Origin of the sequence: Photobacterium sp. BZF1 (assembly GCF_014349205.1) — a bacterium.
Taxonomy (GTDB): domain Bacteria; phylum Pseudomonadota; class Gammaproteobacteria; order Enterobacterales; family Vibrionaceae; genus Photobacterium.
In genome coordinates, this window is record NZ_JACSOF010000133.1 from 1 (window position 1) to 18,107 (window position 18,107).

Consider the following 18,107-nt stretch of genomic DNA (forward strand, 5'->3'; position numbering starts at 1 on the left):
ATTAACCAACATATAAAAAATCCCTACCAACAAAAGCTGGTAGGGATTATTACGCAATATTAGGATCGTTCAAGTGCCTTAAACGATCGGCATTAAGCCTCCCGGCTAGCCTTCTTTTATCTCTACTCACCATTCAACTCTACAACAGTGAGCAAACAAAACATACCTTATAGGTCTTCAGTGTGCTCAGACAGGTACGCAGCGACACCTTGTGGTGAAGCATCCATACCTTCTTTGCCTTTCTCCCACTGAGCTGGGCAAACTTCACCGTGTTCTTCGTGGAACTGCAGGGCATCAACCATACGTAGCATTTCGTCGATATTACGGCCTAGCGGCAGGTCATTGACAACCTGGTGGCGAACCACACCTTCTTTATCAATCAGGAATGAACCACGGAAAGCAACACCCGCTTCAGGGTGTTCAACATCATAAGCCTGGCAGATTTCATGCTTGGTATCAGCAATCAGCGGGTACTGAACCGGGCCAATGCCACCGTCTTCAACCGCTGTATTACGCCATGCATTGTGCGAGAACTGGGAATCAATAGATACCCCGATCACTTCAACGCCTTTAGCCTGAAAGTCAGCGAAACGCTTGTCAAAGGCGATCAGTTCCGATGGGCACACAAAGGTGAAATCTAGCGGATAGAAGAACAGCACAGCAGGCTTGCCCGCAATATGGCTGTGTAGGTTGAAGGCATCAACAATTTCACCGTTGCCAAGCACTGCAGCAGCAGTAAAGTCCGGGGCCGGGCGGCCAACTAGAACACTCATAACAAACTCCATGTTGTCGGCTGGGCTTAAGTTTGTAGCAGAAAACTCAGCCAAGATAAGATCACACAGTAATACCTATGTACTACTGCCGAATATTCATACCAAAATGGCGAAAACCAGTATAGACAGGGTTATGTGACAAGGCTTAGACATGCAGCACAATAAAAGAAAATTCCTTCACTACATGAATTTTTATTCTACATGTTGTAAATTGATTTCCTTTGAGCAAAGCAGCCAAAACAAATAAGAAACATTGCACATAAGGTGCAAGCTTCAAGCAATTCACGACATAACACAATGGACGGATCTTAAGTTTATGAACCCAGTAGTTATATCGGTATGCGTTATGCTTTTACTCGCATTAATGCGAGTAAACGTTGTAGTAGCGCTTACCTTCAGTGCCATTATTGGTGGCCTGATTGGCGGGATGCCACTTTCGGAAACCATTTCAGCTTTCGAAGGCGGTTTGGGTGGCGGTGCCACCACGGCATTGAGCTATGCCATGCTAGGTACGTTTGCCGTAGCAATTTCACGCTCAGGCATTACTGATGTCCTGGCGCAAAAAGTGATCAAGCGTATCAGCGGCCATGACAATGCAGCTGCTGCCACGGGCGTAAAGTATTCTGTTTTAATCATTCTTGTGCTTCTAGCCATTTCTTCTCAGAATGCGATCCCGGTTCACATTGCATTTATCCCAATTGTGATCCCGCCCCTGCTTCACGTTTTCGCCAAGCTAAAAATTGACCGCCGTCTGATTGCCTGTGTGCTGACATTCGGTCTGGTAACACCATACATGGTGCTACCTGTTGGCTTCGGTGGTATTTTCCTTAACAACATCCTTCTGAAGAACCTGCACGACAACGGCCTTGACGTGACAGCAGGCCAAGTACCGGTTGCTATGATGCTACCTGCGCTAGGCATGATCTTCGGTTTACTGGTGGCGACGTTCTTCTCCTACCGCAAGCCTCGTGAATACTCAGAAGAGAAAATTCTTGCTTCAGAGCCTGAACACAAAACAATCAACTTGCAGCACGTCTACATTGCTGTCGGTGCTATCGTGGCGGCACTGGGTGCCCAGTTGTACAGCGGCTCGATGATTGTCGGCGGTCTGATCGGCTTTATGGTCTTCACCTTCGGTGGCGTGATCAAGTGGAAAGAAACCCATGATGTATTCACCAAAGGTGTGCACATGATGGCGATGATCGGCTTTATCATGATTGCGGCTGCAGGTTTTGCCTCAGTAATGAAAGCAACAGGCGGCGTTGAGACGCTGGTTAGCTCACTGGCCGATATCATTGGTGATAACAAGCCTCTCGCATCTCTGTTGATGTTGGTTGTGGGCCTGCTCGTGACTATGGGTATCGGTTCTTCGTTCTCGACAATCCCAATTCTGGCAACTATTTATGTACCGCTATGCCTGACGTTCGGTTTCTCCCCGCTAGCCACTGTTGCTCTAGTGGGTACTGCAGCTGCACTCGGTGATGCCGGTTCACCAGCCTCTGACTCTACATTGGGCCCAACAGCGGGCTTGAATGCAGACGGACAGCACGAGCACGTGTGGGATTCTGTTGTACCAACGTTTATCCACTATAACCTGCCGTTGATTGCCTTCGGCTGGATTGCCTCTATGGTGCTGTAATACAGAATTAAACAGGTATTAGACCTTAAGTCTGAATAGGCCAGCCGGTTATCCGGCTGGCCTTTTTTTCGCCCAATAACCCTAACCAAATTAAATGGTTATTTAGACACTTTCTGTTCTATAGTTATTCAAGGTGTTTTATATCACGGATGATATATGGACAGGATCGCGCAATCTTCTTTTCTCATCATTGATGACAGCAACATCATTCAAAGTGCTACCCGTGCATTGCTCATGAAGTTGGGTGTGCCGATGAACAACATCATCAGTACCGCGAATGCCAAAGGTGCAGTGCATGCCTGCAGCAAACGTAAGTTCGATATTACTCTCATCGACCATAACCTGGGCACAGGCAGTACTGGCTTGCAACTACTTGAATACCTTCATTTTAAAAACTTACTCTCCCGCCGGGCATTGGTTTTTATCGTAACGGGCAATGACAGCCAAGAGGTTTTCTTTGGCTATTCACAGCATGAACCTGACGGTTACCTGATAAAGCCCATCCGTTCAGAAGACATTATCAAGCGCGTTACTGCCGGTTTGCAGAAACGGGAGTACTGCGACATATTGCAGCAGGCTTATACCAACAATGGGCTTCCAAGTGTTAAGCCGCTATTTGCCAAAGCACCAGATACTGCCGCATTAAAAGGAGGCATCTTGTATGTGGCCGATTTGCTGACCGAACAACAGCAATATGAAGAAGCCCAAGCTATGCTGGCCGGCTTGCTGCAAGTCCACGATGTCCTGCAAGCCAAAGTCAAACAAGCCGAAATACTGGTTGCGCAAAAAAAATATCAACAAGCCTTAGAGCAAGTAAACAAGTTAATCCGTTTCAATCCGTTCAATGTCCGCTTGCTCAAACTAAAAACGGCTATCTGCACCTTTACCGAACAATGGGATGAAGCCGAAGAGTCTATTCTTCAGCATATCCAACTACACAGCGGCAATATCGAGCAAACCCTGACCCTCGCCTGGGTTCACCTTATTCACCTCGATTTGGAAAAAGCGATCCCTCAGCTTATTAAAACGGCGCAACTGCTGCCTCACTCAATGTGGGACACACCAGGTCGCCGGGGTATGATTCTGTTTGCCGACCTGATGGCACTCCAGCACAAAAACGATAGCAGCGCCTTAAAGAACTGGCGGCTAGATGGGGCTTGGAGCCGTCTGTGTAATGATCCAAAAAGTCGGTTGCGGGGAAAAGGCCCTCAAAAAGCACTCTTGGCGATCCAAGCCTTACTTAATGAGGATAACGATAAAGCGCAGCATATCCTTACCTTGGTTGAAGATAAGGAGGTCGTCGATTTCGAAACCATTTACCTCCTTTGTTGGGCGTTTAGCTGGTTGGGGGATAAAAACAACTTCTCTCGATACCAGCAACTTAGCGAAAAAACTCAAGCACCCGTGAGTGAAGGGCTAGCCAACCTTCAAGGTATTGCTTTGAAAGACTTATATGAAGCCAACCAAAGGCTAAAGAACACGGCTGATAACAATACGGAAAATCCGAAAGACACCATTGTGCTCGATGAAACCAACTAGATTTACTCTTCGCCCATAACCCGCGAGCCTATGCTCGCTTCTTTACAAGGAAGTAAAGTATGCAGCCCAAAACATTGGCGAGATATTTTTCTTTTATCCTCCTAGCCTGTTGGGTGGCCTTAACCTCCTTGAGTACAGTCGCTAGCCAAGAACCTACCATCCCCCAAAAAACTCAAGTCAGGGTTGGCTTTCCTGGCTTCAACCTTCCCCCCTATATTTTTGTCAGCCCCACCTTGGAGCAAAACATCACGGCGGATGGGTACGTAGCTTCACCAGATAGTTACAGCGGGCTTCTCATGGATGTGCTCAAACAGGTCTCCCACCATGCTGAATTTGACTACGAGGTAGTGTTTTACCCAACGTTTGAAGACGTCACCAATGCGTTTAAAGCAGGAGAGTTGGATTTACTGGCCGGGGTTACCTCAACGTCCAACCGGCAAGGTTACATGTCGTTCAGTGAGCCAATTTTTTCCTTGCGCCGTGGTGTGGTTACGCTCAATAAGCCAATCAACCATTACCAAGAACTCGACAGCGAGGTCATCGCTATCGAACAAGGGTTTGCGCTGCAAGAGCTTTTACCCACTATTCTACCTTGGGCCCAACTTCGCCCTGTGCCAGACAGTGAAGTCGCGATAAACAGCATCTTACAGCAACAGGCCAAGGGGTATATTGGTGATGCGGTTGTTTTGTCTAATCTCATCAAGCAACTGGGCGACTCCCAGCTAACTTTATCAATCTTGCCGGATTTACCCACCAACCACCTGCATTTTTCTACCCCAAAAGGCAAACACCGGCTTCTCAACAGAATCAACTTTGCCTTGGAAGACATTAAAGCTGGCAGTATTAAATCTATCTATAACCAATGGCTAACACCCGACCAACTCAACATGTTTGCTCAATATGGGCACCTCAATTTGAGCCAAGAGGAAAGAAGTTGGCTCGAAGCTAACCCTACTATCACTGTTGGCGTGCATCGCGACTGGGCGCCTTATGATTTTATCAGCGAACAGTCCCATCACTCTGGCCTCACCGCCGACCTGCTGAAGATTATTGCCAATGAGCTGGGCGTGAAGTTTGAAGTCGTATCAAAGCCCTCATACGAAGAGCTGCGCGAAGCATTTATCAATGGCGATATCATGATGTTATCGGCTTTGACGGTAACCCCAGAAGACGCGCTACAAATGCACTTCTCGGCACCCTATGTCAATGAACCCTGGGTCCTGTTTGGCAACGCTGATCCCGCACTCACCCAATTACTCAGCCAGGGAACAAGCCAAGTAGGAACAATCAGTGGCACGGCAGGAGAGAGTTTGCTCTCAACGCTATGTCTAGATTGTGAAATGCAGTCATTCCCCGACCAAGACTCTGCTTTTCGTGCACTGCAATCCGAACAGGTCGATCAAGTCCTCACCTCACTCCATCATGCTTCCCCACTGCTGCAAAGTGACTACATCGGCCAGTTCCGCATGCAGGGTCAGATCTTGCCGGATAACTTGTTGCCGCTGAGTTTTGCAATCAATTACCGCCACCCTATTTTATTAAATATTATCAACAAGGCTCTGGCTTCTATTCCATCAGAGGAATACTCAAGGCTCGAACACCAATGGCTCACCTTCGACTACCAAGAAGGTTTAGCACCGCTTGAGGTCGCTAAGTGGGCCGGGTTGATTTCAACCTTGGGAATCGTGGTCATTGCCAGCATTATTGGCTGGAACCGCAAGATGGCCAAAGAGATCCTGCAGCGTAAAGCTGCGGAGCTAAGGGCAAAAAAAGCGGAGCAACGACTCCAGCACCTTGCCGATAACCTTGACGGGATTGTGCTGCAGCATATCCAGCCAGATCCCGCCAAGCCACTACAGTTCCAATTCACCTTTGTCAGTGCAAGCATCAACGAACTGTTGCAGGTCTCTGCCGAACAGCTATTTCGTTCACCAGAAACGCTGCTAGATAAAATGGCAATTGAAAATATCCAAGAGCTAGAGCAAAGCATGCTCAACGCCTGCCAGCAAGGACACTGGGATCATGAGCAAGCCATTGCGAGTTCTAGCCCTACACCGATGTGGGTGCAATTCAAAAGCCGAATTACTCCGCATGAGGAGAAGGGCTTCTATTGGAATACCGTCATCACCGATATCTCATTGCTCAAACAGCAGCAATTGGCATTAGATACAGCAAGGCAAAAAGCTGAAAGTGCAACAGAGGCAAAATCGCAGTTCCTAGCCACCATCAGCCATGAAGTACGGACGCCTATCAGCGGTATCCTCGGCCTGCTAGAACTGATGGCTGACCAACCACTCAATGATGAGACCAAGAAACTGCATGGCGGCCTGACCCAATCCGCGCGAAATATGCTCCATATCGTCAATGACGTGCTGGACTTTTCCAAAATTGAAGCAGGCAAGTTGGATCTCAACCCTGAACAGGTTGAGCTAGGTACTGTACTGGCGCGGATCATCCAACCCCAGTCCATCCATGCCCAGCAAAAGTCGTTGGCATTCCACTATTGGCAAGATCCACGGTTGGCCCAATGCCATTTAGTCGATGACATTCGCTTACAGCAAATTCTCAATAACTTCCTCAACAATGCGATTAAGTTTACCCAGCAAGGGACCATTTCTCTTGCGGTAGACATCATGGCAACCAAAGAAGAGTTTGCTGGGCAGGACTGCCAGCATATCCGTTTCAGTGTCAAAGACACCGGTATTGGCATACCCAAAGACAAACAACTGGCGCTATTCCAGCCATTTGCCCAAGCAGACCAAACCACCAGCCGGCGATTTGGCGGTACTGGACTGGGCTTAGCCATCGCCCACAAACTGATTGAGCAGATGAATGGCACGGTTGCGCTGAGTAGTGAGGAAGGTAAAGGGAGCACCTTTAGTATCACCCTGCCACTGCCGGTTTTATGCCACGAACAAGGTACATCGGCAACCGCCTTTCATACCCAGACAGCAAACGTATTTGGTTACTTTATCCAGCGGGAAGAGCTTTGCCGCTACCTAGAACACTTAGGGTTATCAACTGAACTTACAACACTGGATAACCCATCGACGGTTTGCAACAAGATCGCTCGAGTTAAGCCTGACTTTGCTTTCTTGACCCTGTCGTTGTGGCAACAACTCAAACTGCCAACCGCTTGGTTTGAACAAAATGCACCAACGACCAAGGTGATCATCATTAATCAAAACCCGATGCTATCGCCAGAGCCTATGGATGAACACTGGTGCTTGTCAGTCAATCCCCTGTTCCCAGATAACTTACGCCATGTGATGACCCAGCGGGTGGCCCCTTTAGTCCAACACCTTGAGTCACCAGTAACGCAAGTTGTCATGGAGAGTCGTGAACACGCCGAGATGTCAGGGCGATTGATTTTAGTCGCCGAAGATCACCCTATAAACCAGCAAGTGATTGCCAAACAATTGGAGAAACTGGGTGTAGTGGCCGATATTGTCGACAATGGCGTACAAGCCTTGCAAGCGTTAGAGCAAAACCGTTACGGCTTATTGCTTTCAGATTGCCACATGCCAGAAATGGATGGCTATACACTAGCGACTACAGTACGGCAAAAGGAGCAGCATGCCCGGGAACTCTACACTCAGTTTGAGCAATACGATGAAAGTAACGAGCAAAGGGCAGCAAGACTGGCTTCAACGGTGGGCTCAAGCTTTGCTCATTCTTGCCTTGCGGAGGGACTGCCAATCATAGCCCTCACCGCCAATGCCGTTCAGGGAGAAGATGGACGCTGCTTTGCTGCAGGAATGAGTGACTTTATCGTCAAACCTGTTTCCATCGAGCAGTTAAGCACCCTGATTGAGAAATGGCTTCCACCCAAAACAGCTGAAACCAAACTTCATCCCACTCTAGAAACAGAGGCAACAATAATCGCTGACTCAGACATCCTAGCTGATGACTTTGGTGCCTTGTTTGGTGGTATCACTGCAAGCCTTGATACAGCTGAAGAAAATACAGAAGAGCCCAATGAATTAGTTAGCTTTGCCGACGATGACCTAGAGATTAACAGTGAAAGTGAGACAAACAACAAACTTGGGGAGCAGCAAGGCACCAATAGCCCCAGAAAGCCAAGCGGTGCAGATTACTTGTTTGATCGAGAAAAGCTAATAGCCATGTTCGATGACCACGCATTAACAGAACAGTTGATAGTAGAGTTCAAGGAGACGCATCAGCGTGACCTGCAATTACTTGAGGCTGCCCTAGCACAACACGATCAATTACAGGCTGCCGATATCGCCCATAGGATGAAGGGGGCATCCAAAATGCTCGAATGCGAAGCACTTGCCCAGCCACTGGCTGAAATTGAACGTTATGCCTCTGCTGAAAATATCGAGCAAGCCCAGCCGGCAATAGATAAGCTCAGAACCTTAAGCGAGCATTTGTAAAATCTTCTGTGCGCGGGCACCCAACTCATGCGCTTGGCGCCAGATTCAGCCATATTCGCTGATACAAAAACACCCCGAGAAATTGTCTTTCCCAGGGTGTTTTGCGAATACCGTTGGTAGAGCTTAGTGTTAACCTGCCTACCAAATCACTATTCGTTCAACAGATTATTCTGCTGCTTCACCGTCACGGCGCTCAGCGGCTTCTTTGATCAATGGCTGAAGTTCGCCTTTCTGGAACATCTCGATGATGATGTCACAGCCACCGATTAGCTCACCTTCAATCCATAGCTGAGGGAAAGTCGGCCATTGCGCGTAGGCTGGAAGCTCTGCGCGGATATCAGGGTTTTGCAGGATATCGACATAAGCAAACTTTTCACCACATGCCATTAGTGCTTGTGCTGCCTGAGAAGAAAAACCACAGCTTGGCAGTTTTGGTGAGCCTTTCATGTACAACAGGATTGCGTTTTCAGAAATCTGTTGTTTAATTTTGTCGATGGTTTCCATAGCTTCCTCTTACGACTTTGCTTTATAAGTTGACTATCACAGACATCATTCTACTTGGTCACGCGCAGGAAAAAAATGCCTAAAGAAAGTAAGGATATTATTTTTCTCCTCTTTTTGCCTCTCAGATCTTTTAATAAAGAAAAAACTTGCTAAAATGATTTCACCGTCACAATTTAGACCTATACCTCACGGTATAGTAATCCGGTGACAATAGTCAGTTTCAAATAATAAGTTGGCCCTAGCCGACTGGAAGCAATGTCAAGGGAAACGCCCCTTAACCAAAATGGAGAATCGAGCAATGGCATTCGAACTACCAGCTCTACCTTACGAAAAAAATGCTCTTGAGCCACACATCTCTCAGGAAACTCTTGAGTACCACCACGGCAAACACCACAACACTTACGTGGTTAAGCTAAACGGTCTTATCGAAGGTACTGAGCTAGAAGAAAAATCACTAGAAGAAATCGTTAAGACTTCAACTGGTGGCGTATTCAACAATGCAGCTCAGATCTGGAACCACACTTTCTACTGGCACTGCCTAGCACCAAACGCTGGCGGCGAACCAACAGGTGAAGTTGCTGAAGCTATCAATGCTGCTTTCGGCTCTTTCGACGCGTTCAAAGCGAAGTTTACTGATTCTGCAATCAACAACTTCGGTTCTTCTTGGACTTGGCTTGTTAAGAAAGCTGACGGCTCTCTAGACATCGTTAACACGTCTAACGCAGCGACTCCACTAACTGAAGAAGGTGTTACTCCTCTTCTAACTGTTGACCTGTGGGAACACGCTTACTACATCGATTACCGTAACCTACGTCCAGACTACATGAACGGTTTCTGGGCACTGGTTAACTGGGACTTCGTTGCGAAGAACCTAGCTGCTTAATCGAGCTTTAATTCCCCCTCTATTTCACCATCAAATGATGTTGAGATAAGAATGAAACGTCTGCTTTGGCAGGCGTTTTTTTTGCCTCTAGCTTTTAGTCTTACCACTGAATTGCCTTTCTGAGTCGTTCTAAAAAGCCATAAAAAATATAAAATATAGGTATTTCATAGACTTGATTGACGATTTCCTGACAATTCCCTGAACAGATGAAAGTAAAAATGCGGGGGTATTCAGCAAGAAGATACTCCTATGACCAGATATTCAGCCTGCAAGACGATTGCCACTTCTTTCCTTTGCCTAGCCCCCGCGATGGTGATGGCCAATGATGTTGAGCCCTCAGCGATTCCGGTTACCGTGGAGCCTGTGTCCACCCGAAACATTGCCCAGAAAATAGAGGAAGTGGGCAAGATCACCGCACTTGATAATGCCAACCTGACTTTCAGTGCCGGTGCCAAAATTGAAAAGATTGCCTTCAATGATGGTGACGCCGTTAAAAAAGGTGACGTCATCGCTGAACTCGACAGCACCAAAGCCAAAGCGGCTCTGGATAAAGCTCGCAGTACCCTCAACTTGGCCAAGACCAAATTACAGCGTACCCGTGACCTACTCGCCAAACAACCAGACGCCCTATCACCGCAGGACATGGACGAACTTCAGGAAGAAGTCAATTTAGCGGCCGCTGACTTTCGCCAACAAGAAGCAACCTTGAAAGACTACACCATTGTTGCTCCTTTCGATGGCAGGCTGACGACATTTACCCATTCCATTGGTAGCCATATTGATGCCTCAACTGCATTGGTCAGCTTGTATAAGCTAGACCCTGTCAATGTTACCTATGCCATTAGCCAAGAAGATCTTGGCATGGCGCAGATTGGCCAGACCGTGAATGTTTCCGTCTCTGCGTTTCCTGAGCAAACCTTTACTGGCGAAGTGAATTACATTGCCCCAGCAGTCGATGAAAGCTCAGGCCGAGTCGAGGTCCATGCCACCATCGAGAACCAAGAACTGGTGCTTGCGCCGGGTATGTTTGCCAATGTCAGCCAGCAACTGCAAAGGGGCAAGGCACAATTGGTTGTTCCGCAGAATGCTGTCCTCGCCAACAATGAGCAACGCTACCTATGGGTTGTTGAAGGCAGCCAGCCACAACGCCGGCAGGTTGAACTGGGCGCCAATACCAATGATGGCTATGTCATTATTGAGCAAGGCCTCAAGAAAGGTGAAAACGTGGTGATCACCGGCCAGCAAAAGCTAACGGACGAGAGCACTGTCAATATTCTCTCCTCCCAACAGCCTGAAAAAGCGCTATCAAAAGCCAATGACAACGCCGCAAACGTGACCAATAAGGAGGCAGGATAATGCGCTTGCCTGAAGTCTGTATCCGCCACCCCGTTTTTGCTTCTGTATTGAGTATTGCCGTGGTACTTCTGGGGATCTTGTCATTCCAGAAGCTGGCTATCCAATACTTCCCAGAGCATCAGACAGCCACAGCGACCGTCAGCGCCAATATCACAGGTGCCAGCGCCGAGTTCATGTCGCGTAATGTCGCCGATAAGCTTATCGACGCCGCAACCGGGCTCGATAGCGTCGATACCATGACCACCGACTGTGTCGAGGGCAGCTGTACCCTGAAAATCAACTTCAGCGACGATGTTGATGATGTTGAGTACACCAACCTGATGAACAAGTTACGCAGCAGTGTTGAGGCGATTGGTGATTTTCCGCCGAGTATGACTGACAAGCCGACGGTAACGGATAACTCATCAGATACCAGCACCACCAGTAATGTCATCACCTTCGTTAACACCGGTGGCCTTGAGCAGCAGGAGATGTATGACTACATCAGCCAGCAACTTGTACCGCAATTTCGCCACATTCAAGGTGTAGGCAGTGTGTGGGGCCCGTATGGCGGCTCCTCAAAAGCGGTAAGAGTGTGGCTTAAGCCGGAGCGCATGAAAGCGCTTAACATCAAAACCGCTGATGTCGTTGGCACATTGAGTACTTACAACAGTACCTTCACTGCCGGTACCATCAAAGGTGAAGCTCGGGATTTTTCTATCAACCCAGTTAGCCAGGTGACTTCATTGCAAGATGTGCAAGAGCTCGTCATCCGAGTTGATAACGGCCAGATCATCCGGGTCAAAGATATTGCCGATGTGGTTATGGGTGAAGAAAGCCTCAGCCCAAGTTTGCTTACCGTCAATGGCAACCAGGCCATGTCGCTGCAGGTTCTGCCACTCAAAACGGAAAACCCCGTTGTCGTCGCCGATAGGGTGAAGGCCGCTATCGAATCTATGCAAACCAAGCTCCCAGATGGGATCGAGATGAAGATGGTTTACAACCAAGCCGACTTCATCGAGTCAGCCATCGATGAGGGGTTTGCGACCTTGCTGGAGGCCATTGTTTTGGTTTCCATCGTGGTCATGCTTTTCCTCGGCTCGTTTCGTGTTGCCTCGGTACCGATTATCACCATCCCAGTGTGCGTGATCGGTGTATTTTCGGTTATGGCACTGCTTGGATTTAGTATCAATGTCCTGACTATCCTTGCGATTATCCTTGCAATCGGATTGGTGGTCGATGATGCGATTGTGGTGGTCGAGAACTGCTATCGCCATATAGAACAAGGCGAAACACCATTTAACGCTGCTTTGAAAGGCAGCAAAGAGATTATCTTCCCGGTGATTGCCATGACACTCACCCTAGCCGTTGTGTATCTGCCTATCGGGTTGATGTCAGGGCTAACAGCCGATCTGTTTCGTCAATTTGCTTTTACCCTAGCAGCGGCAGTGATCATCTCCGGCATGGTGGCCCTCACCTTATCCCCGATGATGAGCGCTTACTTGATTAAGCCTGTTAACCAGCACCCGAAGTGGTTTGCCCGTGTTGACCACCAGCTCAACCGCTTAGCCGACAGGTACACGCTTGAGCTTGAGAAATGGTTCAACCGCAAAGCCGTTATGGCTGGATTATCATGCCTTCTGTTAGTGCTTTCAGGGTTTGCCTTCATCAAAATGCCGCAAGTGCTGCTACCAACTGAAGACTCTGGTTTCATCGAAGTCACATCAACCGCACCGACCGGGGTCGGACGCCAGTACCACCTATCGCATAATGATGAGCTCAACAGTGCTATGTCTGGACAGCAGGCTATCGAAGCCAACTTGTCTTACATTGAAGGTACGCCAACCAACCATGTGTTGCTCAAACCTTGGGGTGAACGCCAGCAAACAGCAGATGAGGTTATCGCCAGCCTCACGGAAAAGGCTAACCGTACCGTTTCAGCCTACGACATGTCATTTGCCGTCCGCTCTGCAGATAACCTTGGCATCGCAACGAACCTAGTCTTGGAGTTGACGACTGTCGATCGTGATACTGACAGCTTGGCAAAAACAGCAGAGCAAGTGACTAACCTGCTTGAGCAGTATCCCGGGGTGACTAACGTCAAGAACTCAACCCTTCGTGATCAGTTAACCTATGATTTGGAAATTGACCGTAACGCGATCATTTTATCAGGGGTGAATTACAGCGATGTCACCAATGCCCTATCGACCTTCCTCGGTTCGGTCAAAGCGGCAGACTTGCAGGCCGATGATGGTTTCACCTATCCAATCCAAGTACAGGTTAACCGCCATGATCTCGGCAGTTTTAACGTACTCGATAAGCTTTACGTAAGCTCAGACTCAGGCCAGAGTCTGCCGCTGTCGCAATTTGTCACTATCAAGCAGACGACAGCAGAGTCGAGCTTTAAAACGTTCATGGGGAAAGACAGTGCTGAAATCACCGCAGACTTAATGCAGGGCTATACGGCCAGTGATATCAAAGCTTACATCGACCAAGAAGCCCCATCACTGCTAAATAGTGCTCAGGACTACGCCTTCAACGGCACGGTCAAGCTATTGGATGATTCGCAGGCCGGTACCCAGTTACTCTTCCTGCTGGCCCTGATCTTTGTTTACCTGATCCTAGCTGCACAATTCGAGAGCTTCATCGACCCACTGGTCATTATGCTGACAGTTCCTTTATGTATTGTCGGTGCCCTGTTGACCCTGGCGATGTTTGACCAAAGCCTGAATATCTACTCGAAGATCGGCTTGCTGACACTGGTAGGCTTGGTCACCAAACACGGTATCTTGCTGGTTGAGTTTGCCAACGAGCAGCGCCGTCAGGGTGCAACCGCCATCAAAGCAGCGCTGGAAAGTGCCCGCTCACGTCTGCGACCGATTTTGATGACCTCGCTTACGATGATCCTCGGCTCGCTACCTCTGGCCTTTGCCGACGGCCCTGGTTCTCTGGGCCGGGTGAACATAGGTCTGGTGCTGGTAGGCGGCTTGGTCGCAGGTACGTTCTTCTCACTCTTCGTGGTACCAGTTGCCTACGTGGCAATGGCCAAACTGAAAGAGAAAGACGTTCTGGCGATTTGGCGCCGCAACCGCCAGGCACCAGCAAGCTAACAATCCCATCAATAAAAAAAGGCCTGCACCATGCAGGCCTAAGTTCAATGCATCTTTAAAAACTCATCAATACAGTAGGATAAAATTTTAAAACCTAGCCGCCAAGGATGGTCCGGGCTGGCGTCCTAGGGTTGGAGCGACATGGATGTCACCTGCGTTTTTGAAATTTTCATTCTGCTGTGTTGGATATTATCCCCAAAAGAGTTGAGATACTTACCATACCTACAGAAAAGGCCTGCATCAGCAGGCCTTTGTTATATAAGTCTTAATCTTATTGCTTTTCAGCCAAGATAATTCGCAGTGTACGACGTAGTGGCTCTGCCGCACCCCACAATAGCTGGTCACCAACAGTAAACGCATTGAGGTAATCATCACCCATTGCCAGTTTACGTAAGCGCCCAACAGGAATAGACAGGGTACCCGTTACTTTTGTTGGGCTAAGCTCTTGGACAGTCACATCACGGTCGTTCGGGATCACTTTAACCCAATCGTTATGCGATGCGATAATCTCTTCCACTTCATCCATTGGCACGGCTTTTTTCAGCTTCAGAGTCAGTGCCTGGCTGTGACAACGCATTGCACCGATACGTACACAAGTCCCGTCGATAGGAATTGGGTTGTTATCAAGGCCTAGGATCTTGTTGGTTTCTACCGAGCCTTTCCACTCTTCCTTGCTCTGGCCGTTTTCGCGCTTCACATCAATCCATGGGATCAATGAGCCAGCCAACGGTGCACCGAACTCAGAAGCTGGGAAGTCTTCAGAGCGCATAGTTTCCGCTACTTTACGATCAATATCCAAAATAGATGTCGACGGATCAGCGAGTTCGCTAGATACCGCATCGTTAATTACACCCATCTGGCTGATCAGCTCACGCATGTTTTTCGCACCCGCACCAGAAGCCGCCTGGTAAGTTTGGGATGTCATCCATTCAACCAAACCTGCTTGGTACAAGCCACCTACAGCCATCAGCATTAGGCTAACTGTACAGTTACCACCTGCAAACGTGCTTACACCATTGTGTAGGCCCTGTTTCATCTGCTCGTAGTTAACCGGATCAAGGGCGATAATCGACTCTTCTTTCATACGCAGGGTAGAAGCCGCATCAATCCAATACCCTTTCCAGCCTGCTTGGCGTAGTGCTGGGTAAACTTTCTCGGTATAGCCACCGCCTTGGCAGGTGACAATCGCATCCAACTGTTTCAAGCGCTCAATATCAAACGCATCATGAAGGACACCGGCATCCTTACCAAAATTCGGAGCTGGGATCCCCACTTGGGACGTAGAGAAGAAAACAGGCTCAATCACATTGAAATCACCCTCTTCTACCATACGTTGCATCAGGACAGAGCCCACCATGCCTCGCCAACCCACTAATCCTACTTTCATCATGTGCACTACACTCCCTGATCATTGTTCTATCGGTATAACTATCAACATTACTGGCAAGATAACTGGTAGGACCTTAAGCCAAGCAACAGGCGATAGTTATAACGACAGGCAGGCCCCCATCTATAGTAATTTCAGCCACGAAACTCAAGCAGAAGTTGCAAAATTCCTGTAAAAAAAATCACTACCCTGTAAACAAAACCGCCGACATTTATTAAAGCTTGCGGTGAAGAACGCTAAAAAACCATATAATTTTTGGTGAAATTTCGGGCTAGAACACACTCAACAATTGTTCAAACGCCCCTCAAATGCCAACAAAATGTATAAAAATAAAGCCAAAAGGTGAAAAACCATTTAATCAGCAACTAACTTTTACCATTACTTATTTTGATCATTTCGCCACAAATTGATAACCTACCATAACTCACATTGGCAATGCTTAATTCTAGAATATCACCTGATTTATGGTGATATCATCTATCTATTAATGGAATTACACACACGGAAACAATATGAAAGAACAGTCAAAAAACATACAAAGCACAAATTAAGTACGCCAATTTAACAATAAATTAAAATACAAGCGTGCTTTTTTAAGGGCTATCCGCATGATTTTGGATGAGATCACATCTATAGACATTTTTTATCGTGACCTCGAAAGCTATCCGCTAGAGTAGCGGCGAATCAATGCTATTACCCTTTAGCAGACCAATATGGTCATCAAAATTATTAGAAAATAATCCCTTAGGATTGATAACACCTGTCCTAAGGCTATTCACAATTTACAGGCTCGAACTCACAAGGTTAGAAGTATGAACAAACAGACTGTGAAACTACCGTCGCTGACTCAGGTCTTTATTGCCCTCGGTATTTTTCTTGCGCTGGCTTTCTCTTTTACTGCGAAACTCGATTTACCTATCCAGCTAGCGCTTTATATCGGCTGGTTCGTCATCATGGCACTGGGCATCAAGCTTGGCCATGATTACAAATCGCTGGAAACCGCTGCGACAAAAGGCATTGCTAACGGCTTGGGTGCCGTTCTTATCTTGTTAGCGGTCGGTGCCCTCGTTGGTACCTGGATTGCCGGTGGTATTGTCCCAACCATCATTTACTATGGCTTGAAAGCCATCCACCCTTCAATCTTCCTGTTGGCGACTATGCTGATCTGTTCGATGACAGCACTGGCAACGGGTACTTCTTGGGGTGCGGCGGGTACAGCCGGTATCGCGATGATGGGTATTGGCCAGGGCCTAGGTATTCCTGCGCCAATGACAGCAGGTGCTGTCCTATCTGGCTGTTACTTCGGCGACAAACTATCACCACTATCAGACTCGGTAATTCTGGCTTCATCGATGTCGAATGTAGAAGTTGTGGAGCATATCAAAGGCATGCTGCCGATTGCCCTGATCAGCTACATCATTACCGGTATCCTGTTTACCGGTGTTGGCATTCACTACGCCGGCAATGTCGATATGTCTCAGGTTGATTCTGTTATCCTTGCAATGGACAAGCAGTTCGTGATCTCGCCATTCTCCTTTGTCCCGGTGATCATTGTGCTTGCCCTTCTGGCTTTGCGCCTACCTTCCTTCCCAGTTATCTCGCTAGGTTCATTGCTGGGTATCGTATGGGCGGTAATGGTTCAGGATATGGACCCACTTGTTGCCTTCAACACCGCTTGGGCACCTTTCTCGATTGACTCTGGCGTTGACTTCATTGATGCAATCCTCAACCGTGGCGGCATGTCATCAATGCTTGGCTCGGTGGCAGTGATCATATTCGGCCTTGGCTTCGGTGGACTACTGGATAAAGTGGGTGTGCTGCAGACCATTGCCAAGATCTTCGAAAAACGCGTCAACTCAGCGGGTAGCCTATCGGTATCAACTATTGCTACCGCCTTCCTGGGTAACGTTTTTGGCTCAGCGATGTATGTATCCCTTATCCTGACACCGAAAATTTGTGCTAAAAACTATGACCGTCTTGGCTACCAACGCAAGAACCTTTCACGTAATGCTGAGTTTGGTGGTACGTTGACATCCGGTATGGTGCCTTGGAGTGATAACGGTATCTACATGGCAAGTATCCTTGGCGTCGCAACCTTCTCCTATGCACCGTTCATGTGGTTGAGCTTCGTTTGTATCATCGTCACGATTGTTTCGTCTTACATGGGCTGGTTCGTTGACCGCTGCCCACCAACAGCGACAGTAAGCAAAGAGGATGATGAAACAGCACTGCAATCAGCCCAAGGTGAGCAACAAACGGCATAGTTTGCATAACGGCTACTTATGATTAATTCAAAGAGCGCCTCATGGCGCTCTTTTTCAATTCATAGTCAACAATATAGTTGTAAACAAATATTAATTGAACTTATACTAACCAAGCCCCATTAACACGCCAACTTATCATTCCTTTTAGCCTCAAAACACACGATAAAAACACTCAAACCACATTATGGAAATGATTAATTAATAATATAAAAACAATTAATCATGCTTAAAAACATCTATTTTTAATATTAAAATTTGTGAATAGGATATTAATGT

The 18,107-nt window shown here is 47.7% G+C and carries 10 protein-coding genes; 7 read left to right on the top strand and 3 right to left on the bottom strand.

Annotation, left to right across the window (positions count from 1 at the left end; translation table 11 throughout):
- Positions 1–167: 167 nt before the first annotated feature.
- Positions 168–773: a peroxiredoxin C gene (locus tag BIZ37_RS23325; RefSeq protein WP_187463547.1), complete on the bottom strand. Its 606-nt coding sequence runs from the start codon at positions 771–773 to the stop codon at positions 168–170.
- Between the two features lie 316 nt (positions 774–1,089).
- On the opposite strand from BIZ37_RS23325, the gene BIZ37_RS23330 reads away from it, so the two are divergent.
- The 3 genes from BIZ37_RS23330 (at position 1,090) to BIZ37_RS23340 (ending at position 8,348) form a co-directional block, all read left to right on the top strand.
- Complete coding sequence (locus tag BIZ37_RS23330; protein ID WP_187463548.1) at positions 1,090–2,412, top strand: Na+/H+ antiporter family protein; 1,323 nt, start codon at positions 1,090–1,092, stop codon at positions 2,410–2,412.
- A gap of 156 nt (positions 2,413–2,568) precedes the next feature.
- Entirely contained in the window at positions 2,569–3,951 is a 1,383-nt protein-coding gene (locus BIZ37_RS23335) for a response regulator (protein WP_187463549.1), read from the top strand.
- Between the two features lie 128 nt (positions 3,952–4,079).
- Positions 4,080–8,348: a transporter substrate-binding domain-containing protein gene (locus tag BIZ37_RS23340; RefSeq protein ID WP_222939793.1), complete on the top strand. Its 4,269-nt coding sequence runs from the start codon at positions 4,080–4,082 to the stop codon at positions 8,346–8,348.
- A gap of 165 nt (positions 8,349–8,513) precedes the next feature.
- Here the strand turns inward: BIZ37_RS23340 and BIZ37_RS23345 are convergent, their stop codons facing one another.
- Positions 8,514–8,852, bottom strand: coding sequence for a Grx4 family monothiol glutaredoxin (locus BIZ37_RS23345; protein ID WP_107298629.1), 339 nt, complete (start codon positions 8,850–8,852; stop codon positions 8,514–8,516).
- Positions 8,853–9,150: 298 nt separating this feature from the next.
- Here BIZ37_RS23345 and sodB point away from each other — a divergent pair, with 298 nt between their 5' ends.
- The 3 genes from sodB to BIZ37_RS23360 all read left to right on the top strand — a co-directional run bounded on the left by sodB (position 9,151) and on the right by BIZ37_RS23360 (position 14,180).
- A complete protein-coding gene (gene sodB, locus BIZ37_RS23350; protein WP_107298628.1) occupies positions 9,151–9,735 on the top strand; it encodes a superoxide dismutase [Fe] in 585 nt (194 codons plus the stop codon).
- A gap of 249 nt (positions 9,736–9,984) precedes the next feature.
- Entirely contained in the window at positions 9,985–11,091 is a 1,107-nt protein-coding gene (locus BIZ37_RS23355; protein ID WP_255526876.1) for an efflux RND transporter periplasmic adaptor subunit, read from the top strand.
- Positions 11,091–14,180 (top strand): efflux RND transporter permease subunit, encoded by a 3,090-nt coding sequence (locus tag BIZ37_RS23360; RefSeq protein ID WP_187463551.1) that lies wholly within the window; start codon positions 11,091–11,093, stop codon positions 14,178–14,180. Before BIZ37_RS23355 ends, BIZ37_RS23360 begins: the two co-directional genes overlap by 1 nt.
- 271 nt (positions 14,181–14,451) lie before the next feature.
- Here the strand turns inward: BIZ37_RS23360 and asd are convergent, their stop codons facing one another.
- On the bottom strand, positions 14,452–15,570 hold the full coding sequence (gene asd, locus BIZ37_RS23365) for an aspartate-semialdehyde dehydrogenase (RefSeq protein WP_187463552.1): 1,119 nt from the start codon (positions 15,568–15,570) through the stop codon (positions 14,452–14,454).
- 809 nt (positions 15,571–16,379) lie between these two features.
- Here asd and nhaC point away from each other — a divergent pair.
- The gene (gene nhaC, locus BIZ37_RS23370; RefSeq protein WP_187463553.1) at positions 16,380–17,831 is read left to right on the top strand and encodes a Na+/H+ antiporter NhaC; all 1,452 of its coding nucleotides are present in this window, start codon (positions 16,380–16,382) and stop codon (positions 17,829–17,831) included.
- The last annotated feature ends 276 nt before the right edge of the window (positions 17,832–18,107 follow it).